This is a genomic window from Kribbella sp. NPDC056951 (assembly GCF_042674205.1).
Classification (GTDB): Bacteria; Actinomycetota; Actinomycetes; order Propionibacteriales; family Kribbellaceae; genus Kribbella; species Kribbella yunnanensis.
Genome location: NZ_JBHUQZ010000007.1, coordinates 408,734 through 427,853 on the forward strand (window position 1 = coordinate 408,734; position 19,120 = coordinate 427,853).

Consider the following 19,120-nt stretch of genomic DNA (forward strand, 5'->3'; position numbering starts at 1 on the left):
ACGGCGTCCCCTCCTGAGTGAGGGGCTTTTTCATTTCCAGGGCTCTCAACACAGACACGAGCGGGAGAGTAAGACCGTGAGCGAGCAGGTGGAGGACACTCCGATCGACCGGGGTGGCTACGACTTCAACGCGATGCAGGCCAAGTGGCGTCCGGTGTGGGAGAAGCTGGACCCGTTCAAGGCGAAGGACGACGGCTCGGCCGAGCGGCGCTACGCGCTCACGATGTTCTCCTACCCCTCCGGCGACCTGCACATGGGGCACGCCGAGGTGTTCGCGCTGCACGACGTGCTGTCGCGGTACTGGTTCCAGCAGGGGTACGACGTGCTGAACCCGATCGGCTGGGACTCCTTCGGGCTGCCCGCCGAGAACGCGGCCATCAAGCGCAACGAGCACCCGGCGACCTACACCTACGCCAACATCGAGGTCCAGGCGGAGTCGATCCGCCGGTACGCGATGAGCTTCGACTGGTCGAAGCGGCTGCACACGTCCGACCCCGAGTACTACCGGTGGACGCAGTGGCTGTTCACGCGGTTCTACGAGCGCGGCCTGGCGTACCGCAAAGCGTCGTACGTGAACTGGTGCCCGAACGACCAGACCGTGCTGGCCAACGAGCAGGTCGTGCAGGGGCGCTGTGAGCGCTGTGGTTTCGAGGTCACCAAGCGTGAGCTGACCCAGTGGTACTTCAAGACCACCGAGTACGCGCAGCGGCTGCTGGACGACATGGACCAACTGCAGTGGCCCGAAGAGATCCTGCTGCAGCAGCGCAACTGGATCGGGCGCTCCGAGGGTGCGTTCGCCGAGTTCCAGGTGGAGGGCCGCTCTGAGCCCATCCGCGTGTTCACAACGCGTCCGGACACCCTGTTCGGCGCCACCTTCCTGGTGGTCGCTCCGGACGCGCACCTGGCCGCCGAGCTGGTCACGCCGGAGCAGCAGGGCGCCTTCGACGAGTACCTGCGGGCGGTCAAGGCGACCACCGAGATCGAGCGGCTGAGCACCGACCGGGACAAGACGGGTGTCTTCCTGGGCTCGTACGCCGTCAACCCGGTCACCGGGCAGCGCATCCCGATCTGGGCCGCCGACTACGTGCTGGCCGACTACGGCACCGGCGCGATCATGGCCGTGCCCGGGCAGGACAGCCGGGACTGGGAGTTCGCCGAGAAGTTCGACCTGCCGATCATCCGCACCGTGCAGCCTTCCGAGGACTTCGACGGCAAGGCGTACACCGGTGACGGCCCGGCCATCAACAGCTCGAACGCCGAGCTGAACCTGGACGGGCTGGAGGTTGCCGAGGCCAAGTCGCGCACCATCGACTGGCTGGAGGACAAGGGCCTGGGGGAGCGCACGATCAACTTCCGGCTGCGCGACTGGCTGCTGAGCCGGCAGCGCTTCTGGGGTGCGCCGATCCCGATCATCCACTGCCCCGCCTGTGGTGAGGTGCCGGTTCCGGACGACCAGCTGCCGGTGGAGCTGCCCGACCTGCGCGGTGCGGACCTGTCGCCCAAGGGCGTCTCCCCGCTGGCCGCGGCCCGGGACTGGGTCGAGGTGCCGTGCCCCAAGTGCTGTGGCGCCGCTGAGCGCGACACCGACACGATGGACACGTTCGTCGACTCCTCCTGGTACTTCCTGCGCTACCTGTCGCCGGAGTACACCGAGGGACCGTTCGACCCGGGCATGGCCGACCGCTGGATGTCGGTCTACCAGTACGTCGGCGGCAAGGAGCACGCCGTACTGCACCTGCTGTACGCGCGGTTCTTCGTCAAGGCGCTGCACGACATGGGCCACCTGAAGGTGGTCGAGCCGTTCACCCGGCTGCTGAACCAGGGCCAGGTCGTGAACCAGGGCAAGGCGATGAGCAAGTCCCTGGGCAACGGCGTCAACCTGGGCGACCAGCTGGACGAGTTCGGCGTGGACGCGGTCCGGCTGACCATGGTGTTCGCCGGTCCGCCGGCCGACGACATCGACTGGGCCGACATGTCGCCGGGTGGTGCGCTGAAGTTCCTGCAGCGTGCCTGGCGGCTGGCCGCTGCGGTCGAGTCCCCGGTCGGGACCGACCCGGCCGGCGGTGACGTCGCGCTGCGCCGGATCACCCACAAGACGGTGTCGGACGCCTCCGAGCTGATCGACTCGATGCGCTTCAACGTCGTGGTCGCCCGGATCATGGAGCTGGTCAACGCGACCCGCAAGGCGATCGACTCCGGCCCCGGTGCGGCCGACCCGGCGGTGCGGGAGGCGGTCGAGGCGACCGCGATCCTGCTGAGCCTGGTGGCGCCGTACACGGCCGAGGACATGTGGGAAGAGCTGGGTCACGAGCCGACCGTCGCCAAGGCGGGCTGGCCCAAGGTCGACCCGGCACTGCTGGTCGAGGACACCGTCACCTGCGTGGTCCAGATCGCCGGCAAGGTGAAGGACCGGCTGGAGGTCGCACCTGACATCACCGACGCCGAGCTGGAGCAGCTGGCGCTGGCCTCGGACGCGGTCCAGAAGGCGCTGGACGGCCGCGGTACCCGCAAGGTGATCGTGCGGGCGCCGAAGCTGGTCAACATCGTCCCTGCCTGATGCACTCCGAGCTCATAGACCTTCGCACCGGGACTCGTGAGGTCGTCCTCGACCTCACGAGCCGGTGCGAGGAGTACGTCGCCGGTCGTGGCGACGGTCTGTTGCATGTCTTCGTGCCGCACGCGACCGCCGGAATCGCGATCCTGGAGACTGGTGCGGGCAGCGACACCGACCTGCTCGCGGTGCTCGAGGAACTGCTGCCGCGGGACTTCGGCTGGCGGCATCGGCACGGCACCCCCGGCCACGGTCGGGACCACGTGCTGCCCGCGATCATCCCGCCGTACGCGACCGTGCCGGTGCTGGGCGGGCGGCTGACTTTGGGCACCTGGCAGTCGATCTGCTTTGTCGATACAAACGTCGACAATCCGGAACGACAGGTACGGCTGTCATTCCTGGCCGGTTAATCGGTGACTTATCGCGTTGTTGGCGGCTGCGTTACGTAGGCGAAACACGGGTCCGATTGAATGATCCGCATGGCAGCCCTCGACACCCTCCGGGACCTCGGCACCGAGCTACTCCTGCGGGCGACCCAGGGGATCTGCGACGGCAGCCGGCTGAACGCGGAATCCGGTCACGCCGACGCCCTGGCCCGCCTCGACGAATGGGCCGGCGTCCTTTCCCTCTATGCGGCGCCCGAGAGCGATTCCGCTCCGGTCCGGGCGACCGCCTGACTTTGTTTGTGATTGTTCAGCAATTGCATGTTTGACCAAAGTCGTTGATTTCTTGACCGGTCAGAAGAACTCGTCCAGCAAGACGTAGTACGCCAGCTTCTCTGCGGCCAATGGCGTGCCGTACTGCGACAGGAAGCGCCGAGCGTCTTCCTCGCAGAACTCCCGGTAGGCGATGGCCAAGTCGAGCCACCGGTCCGCCACGCCGAGTCGGCCGACATCGATCAGCCCGGTCACCGCGCCCGTCAGCGGATCCAGGAGCACGTTCTCCGGGGTGAAGTCGCCATGACACACGACCAGGTCCTCGTCGGCCGGTCTGCTCTGCCTCAGCCGTTCCAGCAGCTGCTCGCCGGTCCAGCCGTCGTACTCGTCCTCGAGGTTCTCAAGATCGACCAGCCCGTTGCTGACCTGCTTGTGAGCCTGCTCGGTCGTCACCGCCAGGTCGCGCCGGTAGGGACACGCCTCTACCGGTAGCGCGTGCAGCATCCGGGCCACCGACGCCATGGCGTCCACCACATGGTCGAGCTCGGCGGCGGGGACCCCAGCCACCTCCGTGGTGACCAGCCAGTCCGCACCAGCCTCCACCACGTGCGGAACCGGCATGCCCTGAGCGGCCAGCCACTCCAGCCGCTCAGCCTCGGCTGCCAGGTCAGAACCGCCCACCTTGAGGTAGAAGGTCTGCTCTCCGACCAGCCGGTACACCTCCGCGTCGGACTCACCATGGTCGGCCCGAATCCAGTTGTACGCCTGATAGTTCTCCTGGAGCCGAGCCATCGTGGTCATCCGGGACAGTTTAGTGAGTTGGCTGTCAGCAGTCTCAGGGTTTGGCGGCACTCCCGACCGGCCGGGCGAGAAGCCTCCGCTCACGCTATGTTGTGTCAGGAACGTTTGGGGGTGACGGGCTTGTCGGACACGGATGGCCGAGGACGGAGCATTGCCAATCTCCTGCTCGACCTCAGGGTTCAGGCGGGTCTGTCGCAGGAGGAGCTGGCCGAGCGTGCTGGTCTGAGCGTGCGGACGATCCGCGAGCTGGAGGCCGGCCGGGTGGCTCGTCCCCGCAAGGACTCGGTCCGGCTGCTCAGTGAGGGCCTCGGTCTGGGGCCAGAGGATGCAGAGCGCTTCCTGGCCACCGCCGGGCATGGCTCGGCGGCCAGACCGGTGGTCTCGGTCGCCTCGGTTGCCCCAAGTGCTCCGACCGTGCGATGGCGTGGCACCCGGCCGATTCCGGATGGTCTGGTGGGCCGCGAGGACGAGCTGCTCGAGCTCGAGGGTCTGCTGCGACAGAACCGCCTCGTCACGCTGGTCGGTCCGGGCGGTGTCGGCAAGACCGAACTCGCGCTCGCCGCGGCTGACCGGTTCTCCGGGGCCGACACGACAGTCGTGGTCGTCGACCTGACCACGGTCCAGCGCGATGCCGCCGTACCGTCGGCGATCCTGGATGCGTTCGGGACCGCACCCGGTACGTCGGATCTGGACGACGTACTGTCCGGTCGGCAGCCGGGGGATCTGGTGATCGTCGAGGACAACGCCGAGCACGTGCTGGACGGGGTGGCCACGGTCGCCAACCGGATGGTGCGGAGCTTCCCTGGGGTCGGCGTACTGGTCACGTCCCGGATCCCGCTCGGGCTGCCGGACGAGGTGGTCCGCCGGGTGCAGGTGCTCGGCGTCCCGTCGAACGACGAAGACTTCGCGGAGATCGAGGCCAGCCCGGCGGTGGTGATGTTCACCCGGCGGGTGGCACGGGTCCGGCCTGACTTCCGGCTGACCCCGGAGAACGCTCGTACCGTGGCCCGCCTGTGCCGGCGGCTGGATGGCCTGCCGCTCGCACTGGAGCTGGCGGCCGCGCGAGCCGGGTCGCTGTCGGTGGAGACCATCCTGGCGGCGCTGGACGACCGCTTCCGGCTGCTGTCCGGGCCGCGCCGGTTCGGGGCGCCGCATCAGCGCACGCTGGCCGACACCATCGCCTGGAGTGTCGACGCTTTGTCGGATCCGGCACGGCAGTTGCTGTACCGCGCTTCGGTGCTCGGGTCGCCGTTCACGCTCGACGCAGTGGTGGGGGTGTGCACGGGCTCACCGATCGCGGCGGCCGACGTACCGATGCTGCTGGCTGAGCTGGTGGACAAGTCGCTGCTGCAGCCGGTGCACGAGTTCGAGCAGCTGTACGGCGCTCGGTACAAGATGCTGGAGACGATCCGGGAGCACGCGTATGCGGGGTTGTCCTCGCAGGGCGACGACCTGACCGAGTTCCAGGACCGGGCGGTCGAGTGGTGTACGACGTATGTGGCCGGGCTCGAGGGCGCGTGGTCCTCGCCGGACCGCGACCGGCGGTACCGGGCCGCGAACGCGAACTCGGCGCTGTTCGAGGTGGCGCTGGAGCGGGCTGCAGTGCTGGCGCAGTGGGACGTGGCTGCACGGATCGTGCTCGGGTTCCGCATCGCTTGGCAGTACCAGGCGAGCGTGGCCGAGAGCGGTATCCGCTGGGCGACCGTGTGCGCGGACAACGTGAACGACAAGGAGGTCGCCGGGATGCTCCGGGCGATCGCCGGGCGGCTGTCCAACCTGACCGGTGACGTGCACGAGGCTCGGCGACACTACGGCGAGGCACGGCAGCTGATCCCCGGCGAGACGGAGATGGGTCTCGTGGCCCGCGGTGGCTGGGTGTCGTCCGGCTCGCACCTGCTGGACACCCAGAGCCTGGCGGAGATCCCGGCGCTGGTCCAGGACGCTCGCAAGCATGGCGACGTACAGCGGTCAGCGACGGTGCAGGCGATCTGTGGGCTTGCGCTGCTGCGCTGGGGGCGGCTGCCGGAGGCCAAGGAGCTCCTGCTGGCCTGGGAGGCCGCACTGGTCAATCCTGGCGTCTACCCGGACGAGATCGCCTACATGGCGCTCAGCCGGGTCGAGCTCGAGCTGGGGAACGTGTCTGAGGCACGGCGCTGGGCGGAGCTTGCCCGCGAGGTGCAGGCCTCCGACGACCCGGAGCGCACCAAGGTGGCCGGCTGCCTGGCCATGGTCGAGTTCCACGACGGCCGGTACGACGCGGCGCGCCGACTGCTCGACGAGGCCGAGGCCGACATCCGCGGCCACCGGGGGTACTTCGACTACCTGGTGATGCTCTACCGCAGCCGCCTGGCCCGTGCAGCGGGGGAGCCGGAGCAGGCGCGGATCTGCATCCGAGACGCGGTCAGCCGCCTGCTGGCCGAAGGCCGGGTCGTCTACCTGCTGCAGGTCCTGCCGGAAGCAGTGGCTGTTCTGCACGCTCTGGGCAAGTCCGATGCGGGAGACGCGCTCTGCGGACAACTGCTGGCCTGGCAGCGCACGATGGACCCGCCGATGCTGCCGACCGCCTGGGCGGTCCTGCAGGAATCCTGCGAGCGCGCCTCCGCGGCCGCCGGATGGCCGGAGCCCGATCCCGCGGCCGCCGTACAGCGGCTGGCGGCAGACGTACTCACGTCCCTTTCCTGACGCTGAATCGGTCAAGCTGCCGGGTAACTGCCGGTTGTTCTGCCTCGTCCTGACATGGCTGTCCGAACGAGGATTACAGCCGTAGGACAGGTTCCACTCAGCAGAGTCCAACGCCGAGCAGCACAGGGCAGACGAAGGGCAGGTGATCCGTGTGAGGCCACGGAAGCTTGCTGGTCCGCCGTCGAGCTCGGAGAAGGCGACGCGGAGGGCATCCGGCGGCCGGACGGTGGGGGCGCCGACCGGCTGTCGAGAGCTCCGGAGTGCTGCGACGTCCGGATCTGTCCTGCTCGAACCGGTTGCCGTGCGCCGTCAGGGCACCGCACCCGGGGCGAGGTCCCAGCAAACGGAACGGCACACGACACAGGGGACGAGTGCCGGTCCGGCTGACACGGGGATGCCGGTGGGTCTGGTCACCCGCCGGCTGGTCGGCCGCTGGGGCCTCCCGGGACCTCGACGGGCTCGCGGTCGAACCGGATCGACACCGATCCGGCACGGGGAGTAGCCCGGCGAGGCACGGACTTGGCTGACATCCAGGGGGAGTCAGCACAGAGTGAGGTGAAGGCTTCCGGAGGGGTGGCCTTCACCTCACTTGGTCTGTAGCGCTGCTTTGTCGAACGCATAACCGACCATCCAGGCCGGCTGGAGCCGCAGGTACACGATGTCGTCGGCCCAGCTCGACGGCGAACTGCCGTAGTGCGCCACCAGATGACCCTCGATCTCCTCGAAGTCCGCATGGTCCGGAGTCAGGAACTCGACCTGACCGTGACTGAACACGCCGATCCGCTCGCCGTCGACGTACGAGATGCTGGCCGCCGGTCTGACCTTCAGATGCCTGGCCTTGGCCGCCGATCCGGCAGTGGTGAACACCCACCGCGCGTGCAGGAAGTGTCCGTCGACCGCGCTGATCCGCGGCTCGCCACCCTGCGTGACCGTGGCCAGATTGAGCGTGCACATGCCGGTCAGCACCTGCACCAGCTCCTCGGCGTTCAGCTGCCGCTCTGCCGTGATGATGTTGCGCAGATGCTGCGTCGACCGCCCGATCGAGGCGTCCAGAAGCGCCTGCAGCCCGCTGACTTCCTCCGGTGTTTCCTTCATCTTCCGCAGTCTGACACCGCGCGCCGACAAAAACTCTCCGGTAACCTCGCTGCATGTCAGCCCGCGTGCAGGTCGTCACCGACTCCACAGCCGGGCTGTCCACGCACGAGGTGCTCTCGCACGGCCTGACCGTCGTACCGCTCCAGGTCGTGATCGGCGGCACGTCGTACGACGACGGCGCCACCTCGGCCGACGCGGTCGCCGAAGCGCTCAAGACCTTCACCCCGGTCTCGACCAGTCGCCCCGCGCCCCAGACCTTCGCCGACACGTACGCCGCGTGTGCCGCGGCCGGGGCCGAGTCGGTGGTCTCGATCCACCTCTCCGGCGACATGTCCGGCACCTTCGAGGCCGCAATGATCGGCGCCAAGGAGTCCCCGATCCCGGTCCGCGTCGTCGACTCCCGCTCCCTCGCCATGGGCCTCGGCTTCCCGGTCCTCGCCGCCGCAGCCGCGGCCGCCGCAGGGGAGGACCAGGCAGCAGTCGAAGCCGCCGCCCGCGCCCGGATGACCACCATCTCGTCGTACTTCTACGTCGACACCCTCGAATACCTGCGCCGCGGCGGCCGCATCGGCGCAGCCCAAGCCCTCCTCGGTACGGCGCTCGCCGTCAAACCCCTCTTAACCATCAAAGGCGGCCGCATCGTTCCCCTGGAGAAGGTCCGCACCTCCAGCCGCGCCATCGCCCGCCTGGCCGACATCGCCGTCCAACGCGCCGGCGATGAACCCGTCCAGATCGCAGTCCACCACCTCTCCAACCTCGAAAAGGCCCAATCCCTGGCCGACGGCCTCGCCGACCGCCTCCCCCTGGCCGGCGACATCGTCCTCCGCGAAGTAGGCGCCGTCATCGGCGCCCACGTCGGCCCCGGCCTCCTGGCAGTAGTCGTCTCCCCGCTCTAACAGCCAGGTTTTCCACAGGCCCACGGATTCTTCATCCGCACGCTCGAGAAACTCGTACCTTCTCTGTCGACAACGCCGCCCCGGGCGCGGGCTAGCCGGCCAGCCCACGGCCGGCCAGCCCAATGACCGGCCAGCCCAATGACCGGCCAGCCCAATGACCGGCCAGCCCAATGACGGCCAGCCCTATGGCGGGCCAACCCCATGGCCGGTCAGCCCAATGGCCGACCGGCCCCCGGCCCCCGGCTCCCGGCGCCCACGACCGGAGGAGAGTGACCCCCCATGCCCGGCTGGATCCCCGAACCCACCCGTCTCCGCGACACCCGCTGGACCCTCTCCGCCCGCCACGTCCTGGTCCTGGCCGCCGTCCTCCTCATCGGCCTCACCTGGGCCGGCTGCACCGTAATCCGAGCCCGCCCCACCCCCATCCCCGAAACCCGCCCCCCAACAACCCTCACGACCGGCGCCCCCATCACCCAACCCACCCCCGCGACCAAGCCACCACCCACCACCACAGTCGTCATCCACGTAGCCGGCAAAGTCCGCAAACCCGGCCTGATCCGAGTCCCCACCGGCTCCCGAGTAGCCGACGCCCTGACCCTCGCCGGCGGCCCCCTCCGAGGCGTAGACCTAACCTCCCTGAACCTCGCCCGCCCCCTGACCGACGGCGAACAAATCCTCGTAGGCACCCCCACCCCACCAACCACCCCCACCCCACCAACCACCCCCACCCACACGACCACCGCCGCCCCACCGCCAACCACCCCCCTCAACCTCAACACCGCCACCGTCCCCCAACTGGACGCCCTCCCCGGCGTAGGCCCCGTCCTAGCCCAACGCATCCTCGACTACCGCACCGAAAACGGCCCCTTCACCACCATCGACCAACTCCAAGAAGTCCCCGGCCTAGGCCCCAAGAAGTTCGACTCCCTAAAACCCCATGTCCGCACCTAACCCCACCCCAACCCCCAACGCCCCACGGCCCGCCACCCCGGCCCTCGCCGATCAGGCCCCCAGCGCCCCGCCCATCAATGACCCAACCCCCAACGACCCACCCACCGACGATCCGGCCACCCGCCTGGACATCCGCCTCCTGGCCCCAGCCGCCGCCGGCTGGCTGACAGCAGTCGTCCTGGTCGGCTACCACCCCGCCGTCAGCCTCCTGACCGCAGCAGCAACCCTCACCCTCGCCACCATCACCACTCTCCTCATCCGCCGAACCACCCCGCGCCCCCAAGCACCCCACGCCTCCGCACCCATCCACCGCCGCGACCCTTCCAAGGCCATCCCCGCACCCCGCGACCCGGCCCCAGCCCGCCGCAGCTGGGTTCTCCTCGCCGTCCTCGTAGTCGTGTCCGGCATGGCCCTCGCAGCAGCTCTCCAAACCCACAGCCTCCGCACCGGCCCCATCCGCGCCCTCGCCGCCAACTCCACCACCGTCGACGTCCACCTGAAGCTCAACAGCGACCCCGTCGTCCGCCGCACCCCAGGAACCCACCGCCCGCCGTACGTCGTCCTCCAAGCAACCATCGAAGAAGTCCGCCCCCGCACCCGCCGCCCCGCGGACACGCCACCCGCCACCGAGCAACCTCGTTCCGTCGCCACCTCCATCCGCACACCAGTCCTCGTGATCGCCGGCGAGAACTGGCGCCATATCCGTTACGGACAACGGATTGCAGCAACCGGCCGCCTCGAATCCGTGCAGGACGGCGACGACGTGGCAGCAACCCTGTCCATCCGCACCCCACCTCGCCCACTAGCCGAACCAGCCTGGTGGCTCCAAGCCGCCGAAAAAGTCCGAGCCGGCCTCCGAGCCGCCGTCGCCAACGAACCCACCGACGTCCGAGGCCTGGTCCCCGCCCTAGTCATGGGCGACGAATCGGCCCTCTCCGACGAACTCACCGAAGACTTCAAAACAACAGGCCTAACCCACCTCTCCGCCGTCTCCGGCACAAACCTCACCCTCCTCCTAGCCTTCGTCCTCCCATGCGCCCGCCTGATCGGGGTCCGCGCCCGCGGCCTAACAGCAGTCGGCGTCATGACAGTCGTCGTCTTCGTCATCCTCGCCCGCCCACAACCCAGCGTCCTCCGAGCCGCCGCCATGGGCCTGATCGCCCTAGCCGCCATGACCAGCGGAGACGGCCGCCGCCGCGCAGTCCGCAGCCTCTCGGTAGCAGTCATCGTCCTGCTCCTCCTAGACACCTCACTCGCCCGTTCCGCCGGCTTCGCCCTCTCAGTACTAGCCACCGCCGGCATAGTCCTCCTCGGCCCCGGCTGGCGCGACGCACTCGCCAACTGGCTCCCGACCTGGCTCGCCGAAGCCATCGCCTGCCCCTTAGCCGCCCAATTAGCCTGTACACCGATCGTCGCCTGGCTCTCCGGCGAGGTCTCCCTGGTAGCAGTAGCCGCCAACCTCCTAGCCGCCCCCGCCGTCGGCCCAGCCACAATCCTCGGCTTCGCCGCAGCAGGTGTAGCCCTCATCAGCACCGAAGCCGCCCAACTGGTCGGCTGGACCGCAGGCTGGCCAGCTCAATGGATTCTCCTGATCGCCCGCCAAGGCGCCGACCTCCCCGGAGCCGCAACCCCCTGGCCAGCAACAGCAATCGGCGTAGCCATCCTCACCCTGCTCTGCCTAGCCCTGGTCTTCAGCCTCCACCGCCTACTGTCAAAACCCATCGCCATGCTCCTAGCCATCCTGCTCCTAGCCCTCGCCGTACTACGCCCAGTCGGCTCCATCGGCTGGCCACCCCGAGACTGGGTGCTAGTCATGTGCGACGTAGGCCAAGGCGACGGACTAGTCCTACGAGCAGGGGAGCGCAGCGCGGTGGTCGTAGACACCGGCCCCGACCCAACCGCCATGAACAGCTGCCTCCGCGACCTAAAGGTCGACCACATCCCCGTCCTAGTGCTCACCCACTTCCACGCCGACCACGTAGGCGGGCTAGCCGGCGTACTGAACGGCCGACGCGTAGACGAACTAGAGGTGACGCCGTACTTCTCTCCCCGCGCCGAGCACCGCCGAGTAACCGACCTAGCGGCCCAACACCACATCCCCGTCCGAACCGTCACCTACCAAGAGAGGCGAGCAGTAGGCCAACTCACCTGGACAGTCCTCTGGCCGGCCCGAGTCCCACCCCTACCCCCACCCGGCACCTCCTCAGCAACCCCCACCGACGAAGGCTCCCCAGAAAACAACGCCAGCATCACCATGATGGTCGAGACCTCCGGCCTCCGCCTCCTCCTCACCGGCGACCTGGAACCCGAGTCCCAACGAGCCATCCTCGCCACCGGCGCCGACCTCCGCGCCGACGTCCTCAAAGTCCCCCACCACGGCTCAGCCCAACAAGACCCAGCCTTCCTAGCCGCCACCCAAGCCCGCCTAGCCCTAATCTCCGCCGGCCGAAACAACGACTACGGCCACCCGGCCCCCCGAACCCTCGACCTCCTCTCCCACCAAACCACCCGCACAGCCACCACCAACACAACCGGCCCCCTAGCCCTGACCAACCCCAACAACCACCTATCCCTAACCACCCGCCCCCTAACCGAATAGCCCCAACCCCCGCACGCCGACCTCCAACCGACGCACCTCGACTCCCGCCACCCTCGCCAACCGCGAACCCCGCCAAGCGCGAACCCCGTCACCCCTCGCCGACCTCCCGGCCCCGCCAACCGCGAACCCCGCCAACGTCCCGCGCCCCCTGACGTCGTGCCCCGCGAACCCGCCAACCCCTCGGCCTCCCGTAGGCCCTTCAAACCCGCGCCCGCGCCAACATCCCGCGGCCCCTCACGTCGCGCCCCCGCAACCCTGCCAACACGCCGCCCCGCCTGTCACCCTCACCAACCACCTACGATCCCTCAACTCCGAACCCCCTCCGCCTCACGCCCGCCCGTCACCCCGGTCACCCTCGCCACCCCTCAACCGCCAACAGTCCCGGCCACCCCACCCCGCCCAACCTCGTTGCCTGCTGTGGAACTTGCGCCGCCAGGCGTGCAACCACCACCGACAGTCGCCGGGCAGACGGCATCACCTCGCCGGCAGCAACCCAAGCCCGTTAACTACAAGCAACAGGCCACCGGCCAGCCGTCCGCACCATCCCCCTCAGCCACAGCCCCGCCCAGCCACGCTCGTCTGTAAAAACCGGCCGCAGCGACGAGCACCCGGCAGTAGCCACCCCGGCCGCATCCGAGTGCTGCTACCACCACCTGTTCGTCTGTACACATTCAGCGAGAGCGTAATAGTTGCTAGAGGCAAGCAGAGTGACAAGCAGGCTCCAAGCAACCCATCTGTGGATGGCGAACCAATATCTGTGGATAACTATTTCCCTTAAAAATAAGGGGTTCCAGCTTTGAAAACTGTCGGAGGGCATGCCTAGAGTTGACGGTATGAACCTCCTCGGCGACCGACCCGCATGGTCGATGAACGGCAGCGAAACGCTGTCGTCCCTCGACGCGATCGACGCCGAGATCGCCCGCCTCGAAACCTCCCGCCTGCACTACATCGCCAGAATCGACGAAACCGGCCACGCCGAAGAACTCGGCGCCCGCAACACCGCCGAACTCCTGACCTTCCGATACCGCATCGACCCCCGCAAGGCCCACGGCATGGCCCGCCTGGCCCGCGCACTCCCGAAGTACACCGCGGTCCTCGACGCACTCCCCGACCCAACCATCGCGGTGCCCATCCCGGACGGAACCGACGACACCCTCCCACCCGAGGTCCTGCTACGCCCCGAGCAAGCAGCCGTGATCGTCTCAATGCTGGAAAAGGTCCCCGCCACAGTCCCGACCGAACACCTACGCGTCGCCGAAGAACAACTAGCCGGTCTCGGTCGGCTCCTACCACCCGCCAAACTGAGCCAAGCCGCCCAACGCGCCCGCGACCTACTAGATCAAAACGGCCCCGAACCCGACGAGCAGAAGGCCTACGCCCGCGAACGCCTCACCCTGATCCCCGACGAGCACGGCGTCCGCATCACCGGCTACCTAGCCAACGACAACGCCGAACTGATGTGCGCCACCATCCACACCGGCGCCCGCCCCCACCGAACAATAGACGGCGAACGCGACCCCCGCTCCGCCGAGAAGCGCCGAGCAGACGCCCTCTCCGGCACCCTCCGCATAGCCGCCGCAGCCACCGACGCCGGCGACATCCGAACCACCCCAACCACCCCACCATCGACACCCACAACCATCCCGAACACACCCCCTAGCGCATCAACCAGCCCACCCGCCACACCATCCACCTCAACGCCAGCCCTGAATTCAACGCCAACCCCGCAACGCCACTCCACCACCCCCACCACCCGCAACGCCGCCACGAACACGACCAACGCGGACACAGCCGCGGGCGTGGCCACCGACGCGCACACTGACGCGGCCACGACCGCGAGCGTGCATGCTGATGTGTCCGTGACGGCGCGTGCGAGCGCGAGCCCGGGCAGGATGGCGAGTGCCGACGCCGACGCCGGTGCGGGTGCCGGTGCGAGCGCGGGTGCGGATGCTGGCGGGATTGCGGGCGTGGTCACCGGCACGGGCGTGACGGGGAGCGTGCAACCTGGTACAGGTGTGGACGCCGACACGGGCGGGGCCGCGGGTGTGGACGCCGACACGGGCGGGGCCGCGGGTGTGGACGCCGACGCGGGCGGGGCCGCGGGTGTGGACGCCGACGCGGGTGGGACCGGCGTCAACGTCGGCGCTGGTGCGGGCGTGCATATCGGCGCCGATCTGGACGTCGGCTCGGATGCCGGCGAGGCTGAGGTTGAACTGGATGCAACCAGCTCTGCGCGGCTCAGTGTCGGTCGGGCCGCGGGCGCGCTCTTCGACGCGGAGGTCGGTGGGGGAGCGGCCGTGCAGGCGGAGCGGTGTGCAACCGACGTCGCCACCGCCACGCTCGGACCAGTCGTGGCCAACAACGGGGTCCCAGGGTTCGGTGCGAAAGCGACGCTAGTCGTCACGATCGACTGGCAAGACCTCAAGAAAGCTACTGCCCACGCCATCGGCGACACCGTCTATGGCAGCGGGCTGTCCGCGTCGACGGTTCGGCTCTTGGCCTGTGACGCGAAGGTCATCCCCGTGGTCCTCGGCTCGAACTCGGAACCATTGGACGTCGGACGCTGCGAACGCCTTGTCACCAAGGGAATGCGTCGCGCCCTGAATACCCGAGACCGTGGTTGCGTTGTTTGCGGCGCTCCACCGGTTCAATGCGACGCTCATCATCTCGTCTCGTGGATCGAGGGTGGAGTGACCGCCGTGCACAACCTCGTGCTGCTCTGTCGCATTCACCACGTCGACCTGCATGCTGGCAAGTGGGTGATCACCATCGTCGACGGCAAAGTCCGTGTCGCACTCCCGACCTGGGCCGACCCGCCATCGATCAGACGCCGAATACCCTCATCTGACCCGTCACTCGCCGCCGCACACCCCATCGCTGCCGCCTGTGCTCATCGCGCGAGCGGACTCGGCGCAGACGATCCCGGCGCGAGCTTGCCCAGCGCAGACACGCCTCGCTGGAGCGGTACTCACGCGAGCCGACCGGCTGCAGACCGGACCGCCGCCGGCTGGCTCGGTGTAGACGAGCTGAGCATGAGTGGTTCCGCCACGAGCAGGCCGGATGTAGACCGGTCCGTTGCAGACTGGCCCGGCGTGGACGAGCTCGGCGTGAGTGGTTCTGCCGCGGGCGGGTCGGGGGTTGACCGGTCCGTTGCCGGCTGGCCCGGCGTCGACGAGCCCAGCATGACTGGTTCCGGCACGAGCATGCCCGGCGCAGGCTGGCCCAGCGCAGACGCGCCCGACGCAGACCGGCCGGATGTTGACGAGCGCGGCATGAGTGGTCCCAGGCAGGGGGGCTGGGATGAGTGGTCGCGGCGTGAGTGAGGCCTGCACGAATGGGATGGGTGCGGTTGAGTTTGGCGCGGATGGGCGGAGTCTGGGTGAGGTCGTCAAGGACGGGCGGGGTGTGGGTGAGGGCGGCAGTGATGGGCGGGGCGGTGGTGAGGGTTCGGTGCTGACGGCAACGGATGTTCGTGCGGCGACCATGCGGGCCATTTGGGGGGAGGACTTGCCGCCTGAACCGCCGAGGCGGCTCATGCGGTTGAGTGAACGAGCCGGCTTTGATCCGTGGGGAGAGGGCGACACGGGAACTGCAGCCTTACCGCCTTGCGGGCCTCGGTGACCTGCCGCTGGGTCCGGCCAGGAAGCTGGAGGACTCCACTCCACGGTTAGCACGCCGCGGCCGCAGGCGGATTTGGATCGTGAGTGCGGGAGCGAGTGGTCGGGGTTGTGGCTTGTGGGCCGACGTCCGGACCAGGGCAATCAGCGGGACCAGGAAGCCGAGCTGATCGGGAGTCGTCCAGCAGGCGCCGTGCGGGGGCGCGCGGTTGCTGCTCAAGGGGACGTGGTCGGTCGGATCAGCCCTGAGGCCATCTTGTTCGTGGGTCTTGAGTTGATCGCGTTCGGTGGGAGTGGTCGGTCCGAGCGAGAGTGTGGTCGAGATGGGGTGTTGGGCTTCGAGAATCTGCTGACTCGTTGGGCAGGGGGAGGTCAGGGGGTGAAGGTGACGGCGGCTGCGGGGGTGGTGATGTTGGGTTGGTCGCCTAGGGACCAGGCGGCTACTCGGGATACGGCTTGGGCGGGGATTGGGTCGCTCACGCCGGGTACGGCGGGGATGTCGTAGGTGCCGTGGGCGTCGTGAGGGAGGACTATGCGGTAGCCGCGAGCTAGGGCGGTTCGGGCGGTGGCGTGGACGCACATTTCGGACATCACGCCGCAGATTGCGAGTGAGCGTACGCCTGCGGTGATGAGGATTTCGCCTAGTGGAGTGGCGTCGAAGCCGTCGTCTCGGGGTTTGCGGATGATGTGTTCGCGGGGGCCGGGGGTGGTTGGGAGGTAGAGCTGCCAGCCGGGGGTGCCGATCTCGTCGTCGGCGCCGGGGGGACCGTCGTTCTGGAGGTGTACGACGACTGTGCCGGCTGCGCGGGCGCGGTCGAGCAGGTCGGTGGCGCGGTCGAGGAGGCGTGCGGCGTTCGGTACGGCGTTGTCGCCGGAGACGAACGCGGTTTGGAGGTCCACGAGGATCAGTGCGTCGACAGGCGGAACGTCGTCTGCGGGGAAGGAGGTGTCCGGGGAAGGCGCGGAGTCGAGCGCGTGGCTATGGGGAGCTGCGGGGGAATTGGCGTCGCGCGTGGTGGAGTCGGTTGGCGCGAAGGGCGGAGTCGCAGGTGACACAGCGGCACTCGTGGTGGGGGTGGTTGGGCTAGGCGTGCTGTGGGAGGCGGTGTCGGAGGGGGAGGTGCGTGCAGGCGGGGTGGGTGTGCTGGCAGGTGCAGTGGGAGTGGGGGCGCTGGGGCTGGAGGTGGCTGGACTGGTTGGGTTTGGGGTGGGGGTGGGCATGGGGGCATCTTGACTGTTGGGTTGGGTGGGGTTCTAGGGGTTTTGTCGGTGGGGGCGTGGGATGCTGGGGGTGTGGCTGTTCGTAGGGGTGCTGCGCCGAGGTTGGGCGATGTTTTGCTGGTGACTGGGTCCGAGGGGTTTTTGGCGGATCGGGCGGTGCGGTCGGCTATTGCGGCGGTGAAGAAAGAGTTTGCTGACGTTGAGACGACTGAGTTGGATGCTTCGACGTTGGATGTCGGGGTGTTCGCTGAGTTGACTGGGCCGTCGTTGTTTGCGGCTGAGCGGGTGTTGGTGATGCGGGCGCTGGAGAATTTGCCGGCTGAGATGGCTCCGCGGTTGATTGAGTACGCCGGTGCGGCGGCTGACGACATCTTGCTGGTGCTGGTGCATTCGGGTGGGCAGAAGGGCAAGGGGGTTCTCGACAAGCTGCGGAAGGCCTCGGTGACCGAGGTGGTGGCGACGGCGCCCAAGGCGTGGGAGTTGCCGCAGTTCGTGGCGGGGGAGATCCGGCTGCATGGCGGGAACGTGGATGAGCGGGCCGCGTCGGCGTTGGTGGATGCGGTGGGGCATGACCTGCGGGCGCTTGCCGGGGCGTGTGCTCAGCTGGTGTCGGACTCGGGTGGGCAGGCGGTTACGGCTGAGCTGATCGGGCGGTACTTCGGTGGTCGAGCGGAGGTGACGAGTTTCGCGGTGGCGGATGCGGCGATCGCGGGGAGGACCGAGCCGGCGTTGGAGCAGCTTCGGTGGGCGCTCGACTGTGGGGTCGCGCCGGTGCTGATGACGAGCGCGATGGCGGGCGGGCTGCGGGGGCTCGCGAAGTTCTCGAGCGCTCCGAGTGGGATGCGTGAGGCGGACCTGGCCCGGGAGGTCGGCGTACCGCCGTGGAAGCTCAAGTCGCTGCGGCAGCAGTCCCGGGGGTGGACACCGGGTGGGCTGGCGACCGCGATCAAGGCGGTGGCGCAGGCTGATGCGGATGTGAAGGGCGCGTCGGGCGATGCCGGTTATGCGCTGGAGCGGATGGTCATCACGGTCAGCCGCGCGCACGGCCGCCGCTGACCCACCCCTACAGAAACCAAGAAGCCCGGCCTGGTTTTGGGTACGCAAAAACGATCGGCCGGTCGGATGACTGGCCGATCGTCAGGTGCGGATCAGAGCGAGGCGGCCTTCTTGAAGATGGCCGACTTGCGGTTGGCAGCCTGGTTGGCGTGGATGACGCCCTTGCTGGCGGCCTTGTCGAGCAGCCGGCCGGCCACCTGAGCGGTCTCGGTCGCCTTGGCGGAGTCGCCGGCCTCAGCGGCCTCCCGGAAGCGGCGCACGGCCGTCTTGAGGGTCGACTTCACCGACTTGTTGCGAAGTCGCGCAGCCTCGTTCTGACGGTTGCGCTTGATCTGGGACTTGATGTTCGCCACGTGAGCAGAGCCTCGATCAGGAGTATGCGGTCAATACAGGAAAGGTGTCGCGCGCACGGCTGTGTAGCACCCGTGAGTGCGCGAAGGGCAAGATTACCAAGAAGCCCACCCCGGCACCAAACCGGCCACCGCAACCGAGCGCGCGGGGTCAGCCCTCGGCGGCGGCCTTGAGGCGGTCCAGGGTGATCCGGATTCCCCGCTGGTTGAGCTTCAGGCGGTCGCCGAAGATCGCGTTCATGGCGGACCGGAGGGCGGCCGGACGGCGATCGGTCCACGACTCGGCCACCACGCAGCCCTCGGCGGTCGGGGTGAACTCGTAGGACCAGAGCGCCACCTGGAGCGGGCCGAAGAAGATCTTGAAGGTGAATCGGCGGCCAGGATCGGCCTCGATCACCTTGCCCTGGGTCATCCAGCGGGCCGCGCCGACCCGGTTGCGGCCGACGAATCGCGCTCCGACGGCCGGTCCCGGCGTACTGGAATTCCAGGCCACGCCGGTGCATTCCGGGCTCCATTCGCCCATCCGGGGCAGATCGCTGACCAGTGTGTACAGCGCGTCAGCGGGCGCTGCCACGGTGATCGTCTCTGTCAGGTCCGGCATCGGGTTTTCCCTTGCGGTGAGATGACACGGCCGTGCCGAGCGTG

The 19,120-nt window shown here is 68.5% G+C and carries 14 protein-coding genes; 9 read left to right on the forward strand and 5 right to left on the reverse strand.

The features are described from left to right. The first annotated feature begins 76 nt into the window (after positions 1–76). The 3 genes from leuS (at position 77) to ACFTSF_RS27670 (ending at position 3,228) form a co-directional block, all read left to right on the forward strand. Complete coding sequence (leuS, locus tag ACFTSF_RS27660) at positions 77–2,557, forward strand: leucine--tRNA ligase (protein WP_380156840.1); 2,481 nt, start codon at positions 77–79, stop codon at positions 2,555–2,557. Continuing rightward, the gene (locus tag ACFTSF_RS27665) at positions 2,557–2,961 is read left to right on the forward strand and encodes a YjbQ family protein (RefSeq protein WP_344149255.1); all 405 of its coding nucleotides are present in this window, start codon (positions 2,557–2,559) and stop codon (positions 2,959–2,961) included. Before leuS ends, ACFTSF_RS27665 begins: the two co-directional genes overlap by 1 nt. Before the next feature lie 69 nt (positions 2,962–3,030). Next, the gene (locus ACFTSF_RS27670) at positions 3,031–3,228 is read left to right on the forward strand and encodes a hypothetical protein (protein ID WP_380156842.1); all 198 of its coding nucleotides are present in this window, start codon (positions 3,031–3,033) and stop codon (positions 3,226–3,228) included. Between the two features lie 60 nt (positions 3,229–3,288). Here ACFTSF_RS27670 and ACFTSF_RS27675 read toward each other — a convergent pair whose 3' ends face one another. Then, positions 3,289–3,999, reverse strand: a complete 711-nt coding sequence (locus ACFTSF_RS27675) for an APH(3') family aminoglycoside O-phosphotransferase (protein WP_380156888.1) — start codon at positions 3,997–3,999, stop codon at positions 3,289–3,291. Positions 4,000–4,119: 120 nt separating this feature from the next. On the opposite strand from ACFTSF_RS27675, the gene ACFTSF_RS27680 reads away from it, so the two are divergent. Beyond that, entirely contained in the window at positions 4,120–6,690 is a 2,571-nt protein-coding gene (locus ACFTSF_RS27680) for an ATP-binding protein (protein WP_380156844.1), read from the forward strand. 585 nt (positions 6,691–7,275) lie between these two features. Here the strand turns inward: ACFTSF_RS27680 and ACFTSF_RS27685 are convergent. Then, complete coding sequence (locus tag ACFTSF_RS27685) at positions 7,276–7,785, reverse strand: pyridoxamine 5'-phosphate oxidase family protein (protein WP_380156845.1); 510 nt, start codon at positions 7,783–7,785, stop codon at positions 7,276–7,278. Positions 7,786–7,838: 53 nt separating this feature from the next. Here ACFTSF_RS27685 and ACFTSF_RS27690 point away from each other — a divergent pair, with 53 nt between their 5' ends. The 4 genes from ACFTSF_RS27690 to ACFTSF_RS27705 all read left to right on the forward strand — a co-directional run bounded on the left by ACFTSF_RS27690 (position 7,839) and on the right by ACFTSF_RS27705 (position 15,554). After that, complete coding sequence (locus ACFTSF_RS27690) at positions 7,839–8,681, forward strand: DegV family protein (protein WP_380156847.1); 843 nt, start codon at positions 7,839–7,841, stop codon at positions 8,679–8,681. A gap of 279 nt (positions 8,682–8,960) precedes the next feature. Next, positions 8,961–9,632 carry a helix-hairpin-helix domain-containing protein gene (locus tag ACFTSF_RS27695; protein ID WP_380156849.1) on the forward strand — a complete coding sequence of 224 codons (672 nt, stop codon included), beginning with the start codon at positions 8,961–8,963 and terminating at the stop codon, positions 9,630–9,632. Beyond that, complete coding sequence (locus tag ACFTSF_RS27700) at positions 9,619–12,231, forward strand: ComEC/Rec2 family competence protein (RefSeq protein WP_380156851.1); 2,613 nt, start codon at positions 9,619–9,621, stop codon at positions 12,229–12,231. Before ACFTSF_RS27695 ends, ACFTSF_RS27700 begins: the two co-directional genes overlap by 14 nt. 833 nt (positions 12,232–13,064) lie before the next feature. Next, on the forward strand, positions 13,065–15,554 hold the full coding sequence (locus tag ACFTSF_RS27705; RefSeq protein ID WP_380156853.1) for a DUF222 domain-containing protein: 2,490 nt from the start codon (positions 13,065–13,067) through the stop codon (positions 15,552–15,554). Positions 15,555–16,220: 666 nt separating this feature from the next. Here ACFTSF_RS27705 and ACFTSF_RS27710 read toward each other — a convergent pair. Continuing rightward, positions 16,221–16,748, reverse strand: a complete 528-nt coding sequence (locus ACFTSF_RS27710) for an isochorismatase family protein (RefSeq protein ID WP_380156855.1) — start codon at positions 16,746–16,748, stop codon at positions 16,221–16,223. A 441-nt stretch (positions 16,749–17,189) separates the two neighbouring features. Here ACFTSF_RS27710 and holA point away from each other — a divergent pair, with 441 nt between their 5' ends. Continuing rightward, positions 17,190–18,125, forward strand: coding sequence for a DNA polymerase III subunit delta (gene holA / locus ACFTSF_RS27715; protein ID WP_380156856.1), 936 nt, complete (start codon positions 17,190–17,192; stop codon positions 18,123–18,125). Between the two features lie 92 nt (positions 18,126–18,217). Here the strand turns inward: holA and rpsT are convergent, their stop codons facing one another. Both rpsT and ACFTSF_RS27725 read right to left on the reverse strand, forming a co-directional pair. After that, complete coding sequence (gene rpsT, locus ACFTSF_RS27720) at positions 18,218–18,478, reverse strand: 30S ribosomal protein S20 (protein WP_344154370.1); 261 nt, start codon at positions 18,476–18,478, stop codon at positions 18,218–18,220. A gap of 148 nt (positions 18,479–18,626) precedes the next feature. Beyond that, positions 18,627–19,076: an SRPBCC family protein gene (locus ACFTSF_RS27725; RefSeq protein ID WP_380156859.1), complete on the reverse strand. Its 450-nt coding sequence runs from the start codon at positions 19,074–19,076 to the stop codon at positions 18,627–18,629. Between the last annotated feature and the right edge of the window lie 44 nt (positions 19,077–19,120).

What these genes read in the sequence shown, in the direction of transcription:
- ACFTSF_RS27685 (WP_380156845.1), bottom strand. Translation starts at nt 7,785, where the DNA reads ATGAAGGAAACACCGGAGGAAGTCAGCGGGCTGCAGGCGCTTCTGGAC.
- ACFTSF_RS27690 (WP_380156847.1), top strand. Translation starts at nt 7,839, where the DNA reads ATGTCAGCCCGCGTGCAGGTCGTCACCGACTCCACAGCCGGGCTGTCC.
- ACFTSF_RS27675 (WP_380156888.1), bottom strand. Translation starts at nt 3,999, where the DNA reads ATGGCTCGGCTCCAGGAGAACTATCAGGCGTACAACTGGATTCGGGCC.
- ACFTSF_RS27665 (WP_344149255.1), top strand. Translation starts at nt 2,557, where the DNA reads ATGCACTCCGAGCTCATAGACCTTCGCACCGGGACTCGTGAGGTCGTC.
- ACFTSF_RS27695 (WP_380156849.1), top strand. Translation starts at nt 8,961, where the DNA reads ATGCCCGGCTGGATCCCCGAACCCACCCGTCTCCGCGACACCCGCTGG.
- ACFTSF_RS27670 (WP_380156842.1), top strand. Translation starts at nt 3,031, where the DNA reads ATGGCAGCCCTCGACACCCTCCGGGACCTCGGCACCGAGCTACTCCTG.
- ACFTSF_RS27705 (WP_380156853.1), top strand. Translation starts at nt 13,065, where the DNA reads ATGAACCTCCTCGGCGACCGACCCGCATGGTCGATGAACGGCAGCGAA.
- ACFTSF_RS27700 (WP_380156851.1), top strand. Translation starts at nt 9,619, where the DNA reads ATGTCCGCACCTAACCCCACCCCAACCCCCAACGCCCCACGGCCCGCC.
- ACFTSF_RS27725 (WP_380156859.1), bottom strand. Translation starts at nt 19,076, where the DNA reads ATGCCGGACCTGACAGAGACGATCACCGTGGCAGCGCCCGCTGACGCG.